General features: G+C 29.8%; 14 protein-coding genes and 1 pseudogene. 13 read left to right on the top strand and 2 right to left on the bottom strand.

Annotated elements, in window-relative coordinates; translation table 11 throughout:
* Window positions 1-340: 340 nt before the first annotated feature.
* Window positions 341-2,245, top strand: coding sequence for a [Fe-Fe] hydrogenase large subunit C-terminal domain-containing protein (locus tag OREMA_RS17785; RefSeq protein WP_018249606.1), 1,905 nt, complete (start codon window positions 341-343; stop codon window positions 2,243-2,245).
* 136 nt (window positions 2,246-2,381) lie between these two features.
* On the opposite strand, the gene OREMA_RS0112510 is transcribed toward OREMA_RS17785, so the two are convergent.
* Window positions 2,382-3,452, bottom strand: coding sequence for an IS30 family transposase (locus tag OREMA_RS0112510; protein ID WP_018247563.1), 1,071 nt, complete (start codon window positions 3,450-3,452; stop codon window positions 2,382-2,384).
* Window positions 3,453-3,924: 472 nt separating this feature from the next.
* Between OREMA_RS0112510 and OREMA_RS18455 the strand changes: the two genes are divergently transcribed.
* The 6 genes from OREMA_RS18455 (at window position 3,925) to OREMA_RS0112480 (ending at window position 10,157) form a co-directional block, all read left to right on the top strand.
* On the top strand, window positions 3,925-6,846 hold the full coding sequence (locus OREMA_RS18455) for an Eco57I restriction-modification methylase domain-containing protein (RefSeq protein WP_018249605.1): 2,922 nt from the start codon (window positions 3,925-3,927) through the stop codon (window positions 6,844-6,846).
* Between the two features lie 515 nt (window positions 6,847-7,361).
* Window positions 7,362-8,027: a DUF421 domain-containing protein gene (locus OREMA_RS0112500; RefSeq protein ID WP_018249604.1), complete on the top strand. Its 666-nt coding sequence runs from the start codon at window positions 7,362-7,364 to the stop codon at window positions 8,025-8,027.
* A 125-nt stretch (window positions 8,028-8,152) separates the two neighbouring features.
* On the top strand, window positions 8,153-8,335 hold the full coding sequence (locus OREMA_RS0112495) for a hypothetical protein (protein WP_018249603.1): 183 nt from the start codon (window positions 8,153-8,155) through the stop codon (window positions 8,333-8,335).
* Between the two features lie 296 nt (window positions 8,336-8,631).
* A complete protein-coding gene (locus OREMA_RS18700) occupies window positions 8,632-8,781 on the top strand; it encodes a DUF1540 domain-containing protein (RefSeq protein ID WP_018249602.1) in 150 nt (49 codons plus the stop codon).
* A gap of 118 nt (window positions 8,782-8,899) precedes the next feature.
* Window positions 8,900-9,412, top strand: a complete 513-nt coding sequence (locus OREMA_RS0112485) for a transcription repressor NadR (RefSeq protein ID WP_018249601.1) — start codon at window positions 8,900-8,902, stop codon at window positions 9,410-9,412.
* 16 nt (window positions 9,413-9,428) lie between these two features.
* A complete protein-coding gene (locus tag OREMA_RS0112480) occupies window positions 9,429-10,157 on the top strand; it encodes a hypothetical protein (RefSeq protein ID WP_018249600.1) in 729 nt (242 codons plus the stop codon).
* A 77-nt stretch (window positions 10,158-10,234) separates the two neighbouring features.
* On the opposite strand, the pseudogene OREMA_RS17775 reads toward OREMA_RS0112480, so the two are convergent.
* Window positions 10,235-11,285 (bottom strand): annotated as a pseudogene (locus OREMA_RS17775) (IS30 family transposase).
* A 337-nt stretch (window positions 11,286-11,622) separates the two neighbouring features.
* Between OREMA_RS17775 and OREMA_RS18450 the strand changes: the two are divergent.
* The 6 genes from OREMA_RS18450 to nadC all read left to right on the top strand — a co-directional run bounded on the left by OREMA_RS18450 (window position 11,623) and on the right by nadC (window position 18,694).
* The gene (locus OREMA_RS18450) at window positions 11,623-13,632 is read left to right on the top strand and encodes a methyl-accepting chemotaxis protein (protein ID WP_018249599.1); all 2,010 of its coding nucleotides are present in this window, start codon (window positions 11,623-11,625) and stop codon (window positions 13,630-13,632) included.
* A gap of 183 nt (window positions 13,633-13,815) precedes the next feature.
* A complete protein-coding gene (locus OREMA_RS0112465; RefSeq protein WP_018249598.1) occupies window positions 13,816-14,520 on the top strand; it encodes a M48 family metallopeptidase in 705 nt (234 codons plus the stop codon).
* Between the two features lie 208 nt (window positions 14,521-14,728).
* Window positions 14,729-15,127 (top strand): peptide-methionine (R)-S-oxide reductase MsrB, encoded by a 399-nt coding sequence (msrB, locus tag OREMA_RS0112460; RefSeq protein WP_018249597.1) that lies wholly within the window; start codon window positions 14,729-14,731, stop codon window positions 15,125-15,127.
* A gap of 198 nt (window positions 15,128-15,325) precedes the next feature.
* Window positions 15,326-16,234: a quinolinate synthase NadA gene (gene nadA, locus OREMA_RS0112455; RefSeq protein ID WP_018249596.1), complete on the top strand. Its 909-nt coding sequence runs from the start codon at window positions 15,326-15,328 to the stop codon at window positions 16,232-16,234.
* An 11-nt stretch (window positions 16,235-16,245) separates the two neighbouring features.
* Window positions 16,246-17,874, top strand: a complete 1,629-nt coding sequence (gene nadB / locus OREMA_RS0112450; protein ID WP_018249595.1) for an L-aspartate oxidase — start codon at window positions 16,246-16,248, stop codon at window positions 17,872-17,874.
* Window positions 17,861-18,694: a carboxylating nicotinate-nucleotide diphosphorylase gene (nadC, locus tag OREMA_RS0112445; protein WP_018249594.1), complete on the top strand. Its 834-nt coding sequence runs from the start codon at window positions 17,861-17,863 to the stop codon at window positions 18,692-18,694. The genes nadB and nadC overlap by 14 nt, the downstream gene beginning before the upstream one ends.
* Window positions 18,695-18,753 lie beyond the last annotated feature (59 nt).

Raw genomic sequence — 18,753 nt, 5'->3', positions numbered from 1 at the left:
AGTTAATATTCATGTCATGAATATTAACTGTCATTTTTAATTTAGTTATTAATAGAAAAAATATAGTTCAAAGATTATTTTAGGGTATTAAAATAATAATTATATGATCATATTAATTATTATGTAGCTAGAAAATTTTAAAATTGAAAATTAAAGAATATCATCTATTGCTTTATTTTTTTTGTTTATAATTATATTTTTGAGTTATTTTTATTCTTTTATAATTATATGACCATAAAAGTAAAAAAATGTGTTATTATGTCTTGATTTGCATCTTGTAGCACCATATAATGATAGTAATGGATTAGTGTTAATCAGATTTCAAAGGAGGATTAAGATATTGAATAAATCAAAGTACTTAATTAATGTTGATGAAGAATCATGTGTAAATTGTCATCGTTGCATAGCAGTCTGCCCCACAAAGTTTTGTAATGATGGAAGTAAAGATTATGTTACTGTAAATCCTGATTTATGTGTTGGTTGTGGTAACTGTTTGGATGCTTGTGATCATAATGCTAGAGTTATTATAGATGATTTTGAAGATTTTATGGCTGATCTAAAGCAAGAAAAGATGGTTGCTATTGTAGCACCAGCAATTGCAGTTAATTTTCCTGATGATTATTTGAGATTTAATTCTTGGTTGAAATCTTTGGGTATTGAGGCAGTATTTGATGTATCTTTTGGGGCTGAACTGACTGTTAAAAGTTATTTAGAATATATAAAGAGAGAAGATCCAAAATGTGTAATAGCTCAACCTTGTCCTAGTTTAGTTAATTATATTCAGATCTATAAACCTGAATTGATTGATTATTTAGCGCCTTATGATAGTCCAATGTTACATACAATTAAGATGATTAAAGAATTTTATCTAGAATATAAGGATCATAAAATTGTAGCCATCTCTCCTTGTGTGGCTAAGAAGAGAGAATTTGAGGAGACTGGTTTTGGTGATTATAATGTTACTTTTCATAGTTTAGCAGAGTATATTAAATTAAATGTTAACTTAAATAGTTTTGCTGAAGAAGATTATAATAACCCTTCAGCTGAAAGAGCTATTTTATTTCCTAAGCCTGGTGGCTTACTAGCAACTGCTAAGCGAGAGCTTCCTGAGCTTGAGAATAGGACAAGAAAGATTGAAGGTACAGAAATTATATATGAATATTTGGATAAATTAGGGGAGTCTATAAAAAAAGATTTTAATCCATTACTAATTGATTGTTTAAATTGTGAATTTGGTTGTATGGTAGGAACTGCCGTTTCTACAGAACAAAAAGAAGCTAATATAGATGAGATAGACTATTTGATTCAAAAGAGAAATGAAGAGATGCAGAGAAGATATAAGCAAGATAAAAGTTTTATTGCTAAAAAACAGGGTAAAATGGAGTTGGAGAAGGTTCTTAATGAGAAGTGGGATGAAGAGCTTTATAGAAGAAAATATAAAGATTTGAGTTCTAATTATAATCTAAAGAATCCTAGTGAGAAAGAGTTAGATAATATTTATAATCAGATGAAGAAGTATAATCAAGAAGATAGAGAGATTAACTGTAATAGTTGTGGTTATTTTAGTTGTGAAGATATGGCTAGAGCAATCCATAATAATTTAAATAAAAAGGAGAATTGTCACTTCTATAAGAGAGATTTAATACGGGAGCGTAAAGATTTATCTACTGAGCATATTGAAAAAATAGCTGATAGTGTGGAGAATTTATCTGCTACAATGGAAGAGTTAGATGCTTCTAATGAAACTGTTGTTCATAAGTCAGAGATAACGGCCCAGAAGGCTAATAGATCATTAAATTTCTTAGATAGATTAGTAGGAGATGCAGTTGACTTAGATAAAAATGTAGATGATTTAGATAGAATTGTAGAAGCAATTACTGCTATTGCTGAACAGACCAATTTATTGGCATTAAATGCATCTATTGAAGCGGCTAGAGCTGGTGAGGTAGGGAAAGGATTTGCTGTAGTGGCTGAAGAAATAAGAGCTCTTGCTGAACAATCTAAGGATGAAGTTGAAAAGATAAAGCCTTTTTCTCAAAATTTACAATCTGAGTTTGAAACAATCTTAGTAGGAGCTAAAGAATCTTTATCAAATATAAAGGATAGTGTAGAGAATAGCGAAGATATAGTGGCTTCTACAGAAGAGATAGGAGCTGTAATTGCTGAAGTAAATCATGAAGTTGAGAATCTTAATTATGCTAATAGAGATTTTTTAAATCAGTTAGCTGAAGATAATGAAGACTAAAAAAAGAATATCTGCTTTAAGAAATTTTATTTTGGACTTATATTTTGCTGTGTCAAATTTAAGTTGCCTATTCTATTATTGTATAAATTGCAATATAAAATGCACGGTTTTTTATTTACTCAATACCTCATAAATTTTAAGCTGCCTTTAACTGTTCTTCAAATATATAATTTGCATTCTTAAACCCAAACATTTTTCGTGGATAATTATTTATCCATCGCTCAATTCTTTTAACTTCATTTCTGCTAATATTCTTAAAGCTACTTCCTTTTGGTAAAAACCTTCTAATCATTTTATTTAAATTCTCATTACTACCTCTTTGCCAAGAACAATAAGCATCAGCATAATATTGACTAGTTCTTGAGATATCACTTCCTGTAAAGGAAGTTTCTATCCCTTCATAATCATAGAATTCTTTACCATTATCTGTAGTTATAGTTTTAAATAAGTCTCTAAATTTTCTAACTCCTATTCTTCTTTCTACGCGATCTAATCCTTTTATTACAGATTCTTGAGTCTTATTAGGTATTAGTTCTATTATTTCTTTGCGACTATATCTCTCTGTTAAAACTAATAAAAAGGGCTCATCTTTACCTTTCCTACCCTCTACTAAGTCCATTTCCCAATGACCTATTTCTGACCTTTTATCAGCTTCCTTAGGCCTATCTGATATCTTTCTTCCCTCTTTTCTCCTTTTTGTTGATTCTTTTTCTTTCTGTTTAGATTTATTAGTCTTTTTATATCTACCATAAACCAAATCTTCTCTATCTATAAACAGAATGCCTTTATCTATATAATTATATATCGTCTTCCAATGTATTTTAATTTCAAACCCATCATCCTCTTTAATCATCTCTGCAATTACCTCTGGAGAATAATTTCCTTTTATTTTTTCTTCTATGAATTCAGCTAATTGATGATCTTTTCCTATTTTAATCTTAGCTCCTTTAGCAGTCGCATTGTTATCATATAAGTTTTGAGCTATATCAGCATCGTATTCTATTCTTTTAGTGTAATCTGAATTTAATAATACAAGCTTTCCCCTTTCAATTTCTCGACTTATTGTCGTCCTATGCCTCCCTAACTCTCTTGCTATTGCTGTCTTCGATTTGTTTTGTATATTATATAAATGTTCTATTATCTTTCTCTCTTCCCACTTTAAATGTTTTCCTTTTCTACTTTTTGTGTTATAATTATTTTGGCACATATTTAATACCTCCAATGTTTGCTTTGGTCAGTTAACATTATATATGAGGTATTAATGTGTGTCATTTTTTATTTTTTGAACTATCCGTGCATTTAATTATACAATGCACCCTATTCTATTATTGCTAAATCTAATAAGAAACTACCGAATTTATTCGGTAGTTTCTTATTTTTTGATGTATATTTTAAATTTGTTTTTAGAGTTGTTTATTTATAATTAAAGAGTACTTGTCTAAAAATATTTAATATAACTTAATCGTATTTTCTGATAGAATTGAGTTAATAGATATAAGTATGTTTCTATAGTTTATTCTAAATCTTAGAAAAAATTAAATTTAATAAATTTCTATTGATTATTTATTAAGTCTTTTAATTATTTAATTTCTGGAAAGTAATTATAGAAGGATTATCTTTAAGTAGAGTGAATTTAATAAATTAGAGGAAGTAAATTTTAATATAACTGAGGTGTAGAGATGGATAAAAATACTCTATTAAAAGAAGTCAAAGAGATTTATGATATAATTTTAAAACATTATCAAGAAAAATTTAATCTAAAATTAGAAGAAGTAGACTTTAAGAAGCAGATTGAAGAGTATCAAAAAATAGATAATATTACTTCTAAAAAAGAAAAGGCAGATTGGATTAATAATTTCTGTATCAAAGCTAGCTTATTATTTACTATTAAATTATTATTTTTAAAATTCTGTGAAGCAGAGTCTATAATAGATAGTAGTAAGTTAAAAGATTACTCTTTATCTAATATATTTGAGCTAGTCTTTAATAAGTTTTCAGATAGATTAGAGTTTGATAATAAATGGGACTTGTTAGAAGTAGATCAGGAAATTTTAGAGATGATAAATTATAAGCTAGATCATTATGATTTTAATTTTTTTACTAAAGGTTTATTGGGAGAAGTTTATCAATATTTGACATCACAAGATATTAAAAGGCAGATGGGTCAAGTCTATACTCCAGAAGTTATTGTCGATTATATTTTAGAGGAGAGTATAAAAAAAGTTAATATTATAGCTAATCCTTATATTAAAATTTTAGACCCCTCTTGTGGAAGTGGGTATTTTTTAATTAGGGCTTATGATATCTTATTTGAAAAATATATCAATGCTTTAGATCAATTAGTAGCCAAATATCCAGAAGAGAATTGGAGTAAGGATATTATTCATCAGCATATTCTGGCTTATAATCTCTATGGAGTAGATATTGATAGCTTTGCTTTGCAACTAACTACTATTTCATTATTGTTTAAAGATATTAATCAAGATATAAGTGAAGTAAATATTATTCAAGGTGATATGTTAAAGCTAGATTTGAAAGAGGAATTTGATTTTATTATCGGTAATCCACCCTATGTTGGACATAAGGAGATAGACAAAGAGTATAAATTGTGGATTAAGAAGAATTATTCTGTTTATAATGACAAAGCAGATCTGTCTTATTGTTTCTTAGAAAAGGGATTAGATTTATTGAAGGATGATGGAGAATTAATGATTATTACTTCTCGATATTTTTTAGAGGCACCTATGGGAGGGAAGCTGAGAAGTTATTTGAAAGAATATAGTAATATTTTATTTATATTTGATTTTCATGGTTTACAGGTCTTTAAGAGTGCTATTGTAGATTCAGTTATTTTAAGGTTGAAACCAAAAGAGAATAGGAATAATTTAATTGAAGTTATAAAATTAAATAACAAAGCCCAGTCTTTTCATGGAAAAGAGATAATTAATGATATCTCAGCAGGTAGATTAAGAGAATATTATCAATCTTTTAGTGTGAATCAAGATGAGTTAGATGATATAGGTTGGAGATTATTGTCAGGTAAAGAATTAGATATTTGTAATAAGATAGAGGAACTTTCAGATTATTCTTTGAGGGAGATTTGTAATAGTTTTCAAGGTATTATTACAGGCTATGATCAGGCTTTTATTCTCTCAAGTGAAGAAATAGAAGAAGTAGAGATAGAAAAGGATTTACTCAGACCTTGGATTAAAAATCGGCATATTAACTCTTATATAGTAGATCAATCTGAAGATTATTTGATTTATACTGATCAAATAGAAGAGATTAATGATTTCCCTAAAACAATGGCTTATTTAGATGATTTCAAAGAGAGATTAAGTAAAAGGCGTGAATGTAGAAAAGGAATAAAAGAATGGTATAATCTCCAATGGGGAAGAAGTGAAGAGATTTTTAATACTAGAAAGATAGTTTATCCTTATAAAGCAGCAGAGAATAGGTTTGCAATTGATGAAGGAAATAACTATTGTAGTGCAGATGTTTATTTATTATTAATGAAGAATGATTTCAAGAATAAAATTACTCTAGAATTTTTAATTGGACTACTAAATTCTGATTTATATCAATTTTATTTTAAGAGTTTTGCTAAAAAAATGAGTTATGAGTTATATGACTATTACCCCAATAAAGTTTTAGAATTAAAATTAAAACTTGGAGATCAGATGCAGGAAATAGAGGAATTAGTCAGAAAGATCCTTGGATTAAAGCAAGAATTAAAAAAATTATCTTTTTTATCTTTTTTAGATAAAGAGTATGGTACTTCAGAGGAGTTATGTAATCAATATATTATTTTTCATAAAAACACCTTAAAATTAAAAAGTGAATCAAAAGACTTGGAAGGAGTTTTAAATTACTTAATTTATAATATATATCATCTAAATAATGAGGAGATTAAATTAGTTAAAGATAAACTAAGAGATGATAGTTATGGAATCTTGGAGGAAGAGCTTTTAGATAATAATTATAATTTTAGAATTAAAAATAGATTCAAATTAATTGATAAATTAAGTCAGAAATTAAGTAGAGAAAGATTTATTAATTTATATCATCAAGAAGAGAAAAAATTAGAAGAGATTGCTAAAAAAGTAGGCTGTGAATATCAAACCTTGGCCTTATTACAAGAAGAATATGCTAAGTCTAGTACAGATAAGTATCAGTATTATAACTATAAAGAGTTAAAGCAAGCAATAAAAGAATATTTAGCAAAAAAAGTTGAGAAAATATTAAATAAGGTTAGTTCATATTTAACACTAAAGCAGTTATATCAAAGCTTAAAAGTTGAAATAAATACAGTGAAATTGAATATATTATTAAATCTTCTTGATCGGAAAAAAGATAATAAATTAATATTAAAAGATGTCATCTTTGCTAGAAAATATACTTGGAGAGAGTATCAAAAAAGGAAGAAGAATAACTTGAAGTTAAGATTAAAGTTTATTAACTATGAGAAATACAATTTTGGTTTGAGCTATTGGTCTAATCAGAAACATAAATTGTATTTTAAAGAGAAGTATGAAGAGTTTAGAGAAGAGGACTTAAAAAAGGCAAATAAGTATTTAGAAGTATTAAAAAATATAAACTAAATGTAAGGCAGTAGAGTTTAAGTAACTTTACTGCTTTATTTTCTTTACATGCAGAAATTTATTATTATAAATTCATTTGAATTGATGATAATAATAGATAGGAGATAGGAGATAGGAGATAGGGGATAGGGGATAGGGGATAGGAGATAGGAGATAGGAGATAGGAGATAAGAGATAAGAGATAGGAGATAGGAGATAGGAGATAGGAGATAGGAGATAGGAGATAGGAGATAGGAGATAGGAGATAGGAGATAGGAGATAGGGGATAGGAGATAGGAGATAGGAGATAGGGGATAGGAGATAGGAGATAGGAGATAAGAGATAAGAGATAAGAGATAGGAGATAGGAGATAGGAGATAAGAGATAAGAGATAAGAGATAAGAGATAAGAGATAAGAGATAAGAGATAAGAGATAAGAGATAAGAGATAAGAGATAAGAGATAAGAGATAAGAGATAGTAACTAGTGACCAGTAATCAATAAGCAACTTCAAAATGATTGAGGTGAATTAGTTTTATGAATCTATTTATAAGAACAATTTTCATCTATTTTTTAACCTTAACAGCTATGAGATTAATGGGCAAAAGAGAGATTGGCGAACTAACTCCTTTTGATTTGGTAGTTTCTTTGATGATAGCTGAATTAGGAATTATTTTAATTGAGGATAAAAGTGCTAGTATTTCAGATGCAATTATTCCAATTGCTACCTTAGCGAGTGTAGAGATAATTATGTCTTATTTATCGTTGAAAAATAAATTTATTAGAAAGTTAATCAATGGAGAACCAACGATTTTAATAGAGAATGGAAAGATTAGAGAGGAGGCAATGAGTAAATCACGTTATACTATCCATGATTTATTTACCCAGTTAAGAGAGAATAGTATCTTTAATATTTCCGATGTAGAATTTGCTGTTTTGGAGACTTCAGGTGATTTAACAGTAATTCCTAAATCTCAAAAGAGAGGACTAACTCCTGAAGACTTGGGTTTATCTACTGAATATGAGGGGTTACCTACATTATTAATAACTGATGGAGTAGTTAATTATAAAGGTTTAGAAGCTGTTAATTTGGATAAAAAATGGTTATTCAGTCAGCTAGAGCAGCGTGGGATAAGTAGACCCCAGGATGTGTTATTGGCTGTTTTAGAGACCAATGGAAATATATATATATCTACATATTGAAATAACAGTTATATAATTTTAAGTTTATTAATAAGTTGATTAGATTATTTCCGAAGATTACTAACTATAATTTTTATTATAATGTGGAAGATTAAAAGTAGAACTCTAAATAAGGGGGGATAAAAATGACTAAAGGTCCTAAAAATAAGAAGAATTTAGAAAATGAATCGGTTGTTGACTATAATCCAGATGATGTTGAAGCAGGAGAAGAACTATCTGGACTTACAAATGTAAAGGGTAAGCTGAAAAATCGTGAACGAGAAAGAGATTTAAATCCAGATGATTTTGAAGACTTTGAGAATAGATAAAAACAAGAGCTAAGCTCTTGTTTTTATCTATCTATGATATATATTCTGTGGAGGTGATTAATGGATTTGTAGGGGTTAAAGTAAATTAATATCATATATTATATGATATTAATGAGTGATAAATTAAAAACAAAGGTATTAAGATATAGATGTCCAATTCTAAAGTGAAACTTAATGATTATATTGTGACACATTTAATTCAGCTTGCATCTCAAGGCCTTGGAACTAACTCTACTTTGAACTTTTTATGTTCATTTTAGGGTTGATCTATATTGATAAAAATAAGGAGGAAGATAATGTCTAAAATTAATTGTAATGTAGAAAGTTGTGCTTATAATCAAAAAAAGATATGTTCTTTAGAAGAAATTTTAGTTAATTGTGATGATAATGGGGAATTTACAATTGAAGCTGCTGGAACAAAATGTGCCAGTTTTGCAAGAGAATAAATATGAGTTGCCATTATAGCCAGCTTTTTAAGCAGGATTTTTTTTTATTTTAGTGAATAAAGAATATAGTAATCAATCTACTATTATTTATTAAATTTTTTGTGCAGGAGTGATATTGATGTCTGCTAAAGAGAGAAGAAACGATCTTTTAAATAAATTAAAAAAAGAAAACGAACCTATAACTGGTTCTGATTTGGCTGGATTATTTGGTGTAAGTAGGCAAGTAATAGTACAAGATATAGCAATATTACGAGCTCGAGGTGAAGAAATTCTAGCAACAGCTAGAGGATATATTATTTCTAAGGATAGTAATATGGTTAGGCGCACAATTGCTTGCCAGCATGGAGCAGCAGATATAGAAAAAGAGCTATCAATAATAATAAGATATGGTGGTAGAGTAAAGGATGTTATTGTAGAACACTCTATTTATGGAGAGATTAAAGGATTACTAATGATACAAAGTCGAGAAGATTTATCTAAATTCTTGGAGAATTATAATCAAGAACGAGTTAAACCATTATCTGCTTTAACTGAAGGGGTTCATTTACATACTATTGAAGCGCTAAATGAAGAAGTGTTAGATTTAATAGAGAATAAGCTAGAAGATGAAGGCTATTTGTTGAAAAGTTAAGATTATATAAAAGGGGATGATTCTAGTTAGTAAAGAAGAAAATAAGACTATACCATTTTTGATTACTATATCTTATCTATTTTCTTTTTTATTAATCAGGCTAATGGTATTGATAGCAGGATCTGCAGAAAGTCAATTTGCTCAAGTTGCTAAAGAAGGTTTAAGTCCAGATACTAGATTTTATATTGGAAGAAATATTATTTTATTTGGTCACCATATACATCATTTTTATTTTGGGATTATTTTAATTGCTATTGCTGGTTGGATTTCTATAGTTGGTTCTTCAATCTTAAATAGGAAGCATGCAGCATTAATTTATGGTTCAGGTTTAGGCCTATTTATGGATGAAATTGGTCTGTTATTAACTTGGGGAAATTATTATTCAGGATTAACCTATTTATTAAGTTTGTTTTTAATCGGTATTTTTTTGAATATATTATTCTTTCCCTATTTTTGGCGAGAGGTTAGAAATAATATTTTAGAGTCTAAATTACACTCAATTACGTGGAATACATTACTAAAGAATACTAATGTGGTAAAGGTGGCTGATATTGTGAGTGAGAAGACTGGTAAGACAGAACGGGCAAGTTTAATCTTTACAGGTATTATGTATTTATTTGTGGGAGTATTGATATTATTATATCCACAATTTGTATACTATTGGGTTGCAGGAATATTCTTTATCCAAGGAGTATCTTCTTTGGTAGGAGCCTGGCAAAAAAAAGATGATTATGATAGCAATTAATAAAACTTATATCTTAAATATTTTCTTAAATTGCAATATTAAATTGAACTAGTTTCAAACTGTAATAATTTGGTTAATTAGTTATATAGAATTTCTCTTAATTGATCTTCAAAAGCTTCATCAGGAGTTAGGTATCCTAAAATTTTTCTTGGTAGAGTATTACACCAGTTTTGAACTCTAGCAATAGATTCAATAGAGAATTCACTTATACTTCTGCCTTTAGGTATAAAACGTCTTATGAGACCATTATGACGTTCATTGGTACCTCTTTCCCATGATGAATAGGGATGAGTAAAATATACTTTTGTATCAACTATTTCTTCTATAACACCTAGCTCTGAAAATTCAGAGCCATTATCGCAGGTAAAGCTTTTAAATACATTAGAAAAAAGCTCTCCAGAGTCTTTGATTAGTTTTAATATAGCATTTTGAACAGATTCAGCTGTTTTACCAGGAATTTTACGAATGATTTCTTTACGAGTCATGCGCTCTGTCATAGTGAGTAAAACTTCATCATTTTTATTCTTTTTTACCAATAACAGTGTCAATTTCCCAATGCCCAAATTCACTGCGATCATTAATATTTTCAGGGCGTTCATCGATACTTGTGCCAAGTTTCTTTTTATTACGCTTAAGACATTTTGATTTTGAAGAACGTTTAAGCTTCAATGGCAAATCAATATTGCTAATCTGAAGTAGTCCAAGATCTATATAGTTATATAGAGTTTTAGTGCATACCATCTCTGACTTTGAGAATTTGTTATGCAGCTTTGCTGCACCACAAATAGAATCAAGAGATTGTTTATGCTCGCAAAATAACTCTATAACATAATCAATGAATGTTTCACATTCTAAAAGCTTAAATTTCGGTCCGCAATTTTTACGATTAGATTCATAAACTTTTTGACCAGCGTCAGGGAAGTAAATCTCTACAGTTTTATTGCCTTTAATTTGGGAAACTGTACCACGCTTTAACTCGTTTCTAATTGTATTAGAAGCTCTACCTAGACGTTTTGCAATAGCATAAGGCGACATTCCTTCGGAATGTAACAATGCAATTTGACCACGCTCATAAGCATTTAGGTGTTTATTTTTTCGGGATTTTGGTGTATCATGTAAGTAGTCCATAGTGTGCACCCTCCTGTAATTTTTTGTTTTGTGGTGATTCAATTATATTACAGTTTGGTCCACTATGGGCATTTTTTTATTAATTTTTTTATTAGTTCAATTTAATTATACAATCAACCTCTTAAATATTTTATAACATTACTTCCTATCGGCTTTATTAGAAAATGGTTAATAAAATATATAGTGTGTCTTATTTGATGTTTATGTAACTTCTTGACATAAAAACAAAATATGGGTTATAATAATGACTAATGATGTTCAAGGAATAGCGAAGATATTTTCTTAGAACTTAAGGAATAATTAAATTTTATAAAGGTATTGAATTGGAGGTACTAGTATGTATAAGAGATTAAGGCTTAGAGAAAAGACATTATTTTTAGTGGGCTCTCTTCTAATAATTACAGTACTAATTATTATTATGATTTCTGCTACTAAAATAAGAGAACAAGCAATTGATATGGGTAAGGAAAGAATGATAAATACAGTTAGAGAAAGTAAGTCAAAAATAAAATTGAAATTTGATCTTCCTATTAGCATAACTAGAGATATGGCTTCTGTTCTGAGAGGAGCTAGAGAATCTAATGTAAATAGAGATGCAGTAGAAAATATGCTTAAATCAACGATTAGTGAACATTCTAATTTAAATGGAATAACTACAGTTTGGGAAGTGAATGCCTATGATATGAGAGATAAAGAGTTTAGCAATGATTCATTCTATTCTGCATCTAATGGAAGATTTGCTTTTTATATAGTAAGGGGAAAGAACCCATCTAATTTATTAGCTGGTCCTGATGAAATAAGTAAAATTAATTGGTATGATGCTGTTAAAGAGAATAAGGATACTATTCTGATAGAGCCCTATAGATATAATGGTGATCCTTTAACTACTGTAGCTGAACCAATTATGGTTAATGGAGAATTCAAAGGGATGGTAGGTCTAGATGTGCGTATAAGCTTTATTGAAGAGATTATAAATGAGGTTACTGATAAAGCAGATATGTTTGTTTTAACTGATGAAGGAAGTATATTAGGATACAATAAAAAGAGAGATGAATTATCTAAACTCATTACCAATCAGAAAGCTGATAACAAAAAATCTGATAATAAAGATTTTCAAGATTGGTATGATGTTAGATTAAGCGATATTATTAGAAATGAAAAAGAATATAATGAATTTTTATCTTATATTAAAGATGAGAGAACTAAAGTTATGATAAGAGATAATAAAATTGAAGTATTAGAGCCTATTAAAATTGCCAATAAAGACTTAGCTATTTGGTATACAATGCCTAAAAAAATTATAACTAAACAGGCAACTTTTGAGATGTACAAGCAGTTGGCTATTGGATTGTTATTATTAGTGATATCTATATTTATTTTAGCTATGTTTGTTAACAAACTAATTAAACCAATTATTAAGAGTAAGAACTTTGCTAATCAAATAGCTGATGGACACTTAGATATAGATGATTTATCTGAAGATAATAATGATGAGGTCGGAGATCTGGTGTCATCGCTTAATCATATGAAGAATAATTTAAAGAATATGGTCCATAACATTTTAGAAACTGTAGATAAATTATCAGCCTACAGTGAGGAATTATCTGCTTCATCTGAACAGGGTAATGAAACCATAGAATTAACTATCGAAAATTTAAAAAGTATGATATCTAATATAGAACAGGTTTCTGCTACGAGTCAAGAGGTTGCAGGGCTTTCAGAAGAGGCAAATTCACAGACTGAGATAGGTAAGCAGAATATTGAAAAAACAATTACTAACATTAATGAAATCAACAACTCTGTTAAAGAAGCAGTACAAGTAATTAATAAATTAGATAAAACTTCTGCTAAAATTAGTGAAATAGTTGAGTTGATAAATAATATAGCAGAGCAGACCAATCTATTAGCATTAAATGCAGCTATTGAGGCAGCTAGAGCTGGAGAACATGGTAAAGGTTTTGCTGTAGTAGCAGATGAAATTAGAGAATTAGCTGAAGAAACGGCAAAATCAACTGATAATATTACTACATTAACTAAAGATATTCAAAACAAATCTTATGTAGGGTTAGAAGCAATTAAAGATGTGCAGGTAAAAGCAGAAGAGGGAGAATCAATTGCTCAAGAGACAGGGTTGGTATTTGATCAAATTAGAGGTGCAATCCAAAATACATCATCGCAAGTGGAGCATACTGCCCATATCTCTCAAGAGCTTAATCAGGAGAGTGAGCAAATTATGAATTCTTCACAAGAAATTACTAATATGTCTGAAGATATAACGGATTCTGCTCAAGAATTAACCAATATAGCACAGAAGTTACATATTTTAGTTGAGAAGTTTAAAGTTTAATTTATTATAAATAGTAAATTTTTCAAAATTAGCTCTAATACTGTAGACTTTAGAATGTTGTTTAGTATTAGGGCTACTTTATTTTTTGATTATTATGATAATAAAAGAGTTTATTTTTATTAAAGTTTAATTATAAGAAATATATATTTGATAGTTTATCTAATTTCGTTTGGGGGTATAGTATTGCAAGAGATTAAGTTATGGGATAAGATTATTAGGAGTAATAGAAAGACCTTGGCTATCATAGTAGATCCTGAAGATGGAGTAGTAATTAGAACACCTAAGCATTTATCTAAATCTAAAATAAGAGAATTGGTAAAGAAGAAAGCTAATTGGATATTAAAGAAGAAAGAACAAGTCAGCGAGATCAAGCCTAAGGCTGCTCCTAAAAAATTTATCAATGGAGAAAGTTTTTTATACTTAGGAGAAAGCTATAAATTAAGGTTGATAAAAGGTATAAGTAAAGAAATAGCTATAGACTTATCCCAAGGAAGTTTGCAAATTAAAGTTAATCCTAAGATAAACCTTAATAATAAAGAGTTAATTAAAGATAAATTAGTAGATTGGTACAAAGATCAGGCAATAAAGATATTAATGGAGAGAATAGAAAGATATAAAGTAATCATAGGTAAAGAAACTAATAAGGTTAGAGTTAAAAATCATAAAAAGAGGTGGGGCAGTTGTAGTAGTTTGGGTAATCTTAATTTTAATTGGAAGATAGTTATGGCACCAATAGAGATAATAGATTATTTGGTAGTACATGAATTGGCTCATCTGGTTCAGCCAAATCACTCGCCAAATTTTTGGAGTTTAGTGGAGAATATAATTCCTGACTATAAAGCTAGGAAGGAATGGTTAAGAATTAATGCTAATACATTAAATATTTAAAAGGATATATAATATCAAAATAATTAATTTTTAATAAAACCATGGAGCTGCACCTTTTATTTCTAGAGAAGCTAAATATGATTAAGAGTTTAGAGTAAGGGAATTATAGATATTATAGGTCAAATTTAGAACTTTTCCAAATAACTTATCTAAGTATAAAATTATTCATTCTATAATTAAGTCTATTTATCAGAAAGGAGGAAGTAAGATGGTAGATAAGATTAAAAAGAGTAAAGAGGAATGGAAGGGAATTTTAACGGAAGAGCAATTTAGAGTTACACGGGAAAAAGGAACTGAAGCTCCTTTTGTTGGCAAATACTATAATTATGATCAAAAAGGAATCTATAAGTGTATAAATTGTGGACTAGAATTATTCTCATCAGAAAAGAAGTATGATAGTGGGAGCGGGTGGCCTAGTTTTTGGGAAGTGATTGATAAGGACCATATTGATTATAAAGCAGACAAAAGTTTAGGTATGGCAAGAACTGAGATCTTATGTGCTGCTTGTGGTGCACATCTAGGCCATATATTTAATGATGGACCGCAGCCTACTGGAAAGAGGTATTGTGTCAACTCTATTGCCTTGGATTTTGATAAGAAAGATTGATTTTTTAATCTGGATAGTATCAAAAAGAGTCTTATCTTCGGATAGGACTCTTTTTTTATTTTTCTTAATTATATTAATTTCTAATATTAACAGATAAACAGGTGTAAAGACACTTGACATTACAGCAGTCAAATTATACAATATTGAGTAGTAAAGTTGGAAGTAGAATAGATAATATATAAATCTTAGGAGGGAGTTATGAATACTGAATTGATTGAGAGAATAAAAGAGCTAAAAGAAGAAAGAAATGCTATTATTATGGCTCATTATTATCAGATAGATGAAGTACAGGCAGTTGCTGATTATACAGGAGATTCTTTGGGGTTAAGTCGTAAGGCTGCCGAGACTGATGCCGAGGTTATTGTTTTTTGTGGAGTAGATTTTATGGCTGAAAGTGCAGCTATCTTATCTCCTGATAAGACAGTATTACTTCCTGAAATAGATGCCGGCTGTCCTATGGCAGATATGGTCAGTGTGGATGCTCTGCGTCAGAAGAAAGCAGAGTATCCAGATACTACTGTTGTTTGTTATGTTAATTCTTCTGCAGCAGTTAAGGCAGAGAGTGATGTCTGTTGTACATCTTCAAATGCTGTTGATATTGTTAATTCAATAGATAATGATCAGATCTTATTTGTACCTGATCAAAACTTAGGAAATTATGTAAGCCAACAGACTGATAAGGAAGTTATCTTATGGGAAGGTTTCTGTATTACTCATCATCGAGTAAAGAGCAATAGCATAGAGAAAGTAAGAGAACTTCATTTAGATGCAGAGGTTTTAGTACATCCAGAGTGTAGGCCAGAAGTGGTAGAATTAGCTGATTTTGTAGGTAGTACTGCCCAAATTTTGAAATATGCCCATGAATCTAAAGCAGATAAATTAATTGTTGGAACTGAGATGGGTATTTTGTATCAATTAAAAGAAGATAACCCAAATAAAGAATTCTATATACTTAATCAGGGATTGATCTGTCAAAATATGAAGAAGACCTCTTTAAGTAATGTACTTAAGGCTTTAGAAGATAATAAATATCAAATTACAGTAGAAGAAGAGATTAGAGTTAGAGCAAAAAGATCTTTAGATAAAATGTTAGAGCTTAGTAAGTAGTGGTGGTTAGAATGTTAAATAGATATTTGGTAAATTTTAATTTGGCAGAATTAAAGCAAGAAAAGGATGAATATTTGGTAATTGGAACTGGAATTGCTGGTTTAACTACTGCAATTAATTTATCTGATCAGGGAAGAGTTATTTTATTAGGTAAAGAAGAGTTAAAGGATTGTAATACAGAGTATGCACAAGGAGGAATTGCAGCAGCAATTTCTAAAGAGGATAAAGCAATTTTACACTATACAGATACGTTAAAAGCAGGGGCTGGATTATGTAATCCCAAGGCTGTAGATATTTTGGTTAAAGAAGGTAGTCGGAGAATATATGACTTAATAGATTTAGGAGTAGGTTTTGATCGAAAAGATGATGGCATTTCATTAACTCAAGAAGGAGCTCATAGCTGTAGAAGAATATTACACGCTGGAGGAGATGCAACTGGAAGAGAGATTAGATCATCTTTGGCAAGAAGGGTTAGAGAGAATCCAAATATTCAAGTAAAGGATAGAATTTTTGTTATCGATCTTTTAGTGAATAATGAGCAGATTTATGGAGTTTTAGCTTATGATCAGAAGCAGGAAGAGTATATAGCTTATCTAAGCTCAGTTGTAGTTTTAGCTACTGGTGGAGCAGGAGAATTATACCAATCTACCTCTAATCCTAAGGTAGCCACTGGAGATGGAATTGCTTTGGCCTATCGAGCAGGTGCTAAAGTAATGGATTTAGAGTTTATACAATTTCATCCAACTACTTTAGAATTAGAAGGTGTAGATAACTTCTTAATTTCTGAATCTGTTAGAGGTGAAGGGGCAGTATTAAGAAATCACGCTGGTGAAAGGTTTATGAGTAAATATCATGAATTAGCAGATTTAGCTCCACGAGATATAGTAGCAAGAGCTATTTATGAAGAAATGAAAGAAGCAGAAGCAGATTGCGTTTATTTAGATCTAAGTCATTTGAATTCAGAGTTTATTATCAAAAGATTTCCTACAATTTATCAGACCTGCTTAGATTATGGTATAGATATAACTAAAGAATATATACCAGTAGCTCCTGCTGCCCATTATTTAATGGGAGGAATTCTTACTAATACCAATGGTGAAACTAATATAGAGGGGTTATTTGCCTGTGGTGAAACAGCATCTATAGGAATTCATGGTGCTAATAGATTAGCTAGTAATTCACTATTGGATGGATTAGTTTATGGTAAGAGAGTTGCTGATAGAGCTATTGATTATATTAGAGATATAGAAGGCGAAAAATTGGAAGAGTTAACTATTATTTATGGAGATCAATGTTCTGAAGGTATTAATATAGATATAGATAAGCTTAGAAATAAGTTGAAAGATATCATGTCTGATCAAGTTGGAATAATTAGAACTGAAGGTGAATTGAGAGTCGCTTTAGCAGAGTTAGAAGCTTTATTGAATTGTTTGAACTTTGATCTATCTGATGTATCAGGCTTTGAATTACAGAACTTAATTACTGTAGCTTATTTAACTGTTAAAGCAGCCTTAGTAAGAGAAGAAAGTCGTGGAGCCCATTATCGTAGTGATTTTCCTGAAAGTAGAGTAGAGTGGGAAAAGCATACTATATTACAAAAAGACAATCAGTGGGAGGAATTGAGCATTGAATTTGAATAAAGAGATGGTCTTAAAGATAATTGATAATGCTTTAAGAGAAGATATAGGTACAGGAGATATCACAACTCAAGCAGTTATTGATCAAGATCAAGAGATGACTGCTGATATATTAGCCAAAGAAGATGGAATAATTGTTGGTCTAGATGTAGCTTTTTGGGTATTTGAATATTTAGATAGTAGCGTTGAGTTTAGACCTTTGGTCAAAGAGGGAGAAAGAGTAGAAAGAGGAACTATTATTGCCAAAGTGAGTGGTCTTACAACTTCAATTTTAACAGGAGAAAGGTTGGCTCTTAACTTCTTACAAAGAATGTCTGGTATAGCAACTAAGACTGCTTATTATAGGAGTTTAGTTAAAGATTATGATGTCAGAATTGTTGATACTCGAAAGACTACTCCTGGTTTAAGAATACTAGAAAAATGGGCTGTTAAATTAGGTGGAGGAGCTAATCACCGTTTTGGACTTTATGATGCAGTAATGATTAAGGATAATCATATTAGAGCTGTAGGGGGAATTCAAGAAGCGGTTAACCGGGCAAGGCAGAATATTCCTCATACAATGAAAATCGAAATAGAAACTGAGAGCTTAGCAGATGTTAAAGAGGCTTTAGTTGCTAAGGCAGATATTATTATGCTAGATAATATGAGTTTTGAAATGATGGAAGAAGCAGTAAGATTAATAGCTAATAAGGCTATTGTAGAGGCTTCTGGTGGAATAACTGCTGAAAATATAATTGAGGTAGCTAAAACAGGGATAGATGTAATTTCCTTAGGAACTTTAACCCATAGTATTAAATCTTTGGATATTAGCCTGAATTTTTAGCTTGGCTTTGAGATTGATCTGTGGTGTGGATAAGATATAATTTGTCATAAATGAATAGA

Source organism: Orenia marismortui DSM 5156, assembly GCF_000379025.1.
In the GTDB taxonomy this organism is placed as follows: Bacteria; Bacillota; Halanaerobiia; order Halobacteroidales; family Halobacteroidaceae; genus Orenia; species Orenia marismortui.
The sequence above is the reverse complement of the archived record's forward strand: the minus strand, read 5'-3'. Positions and strand labels throughout refer to the sequence as shown.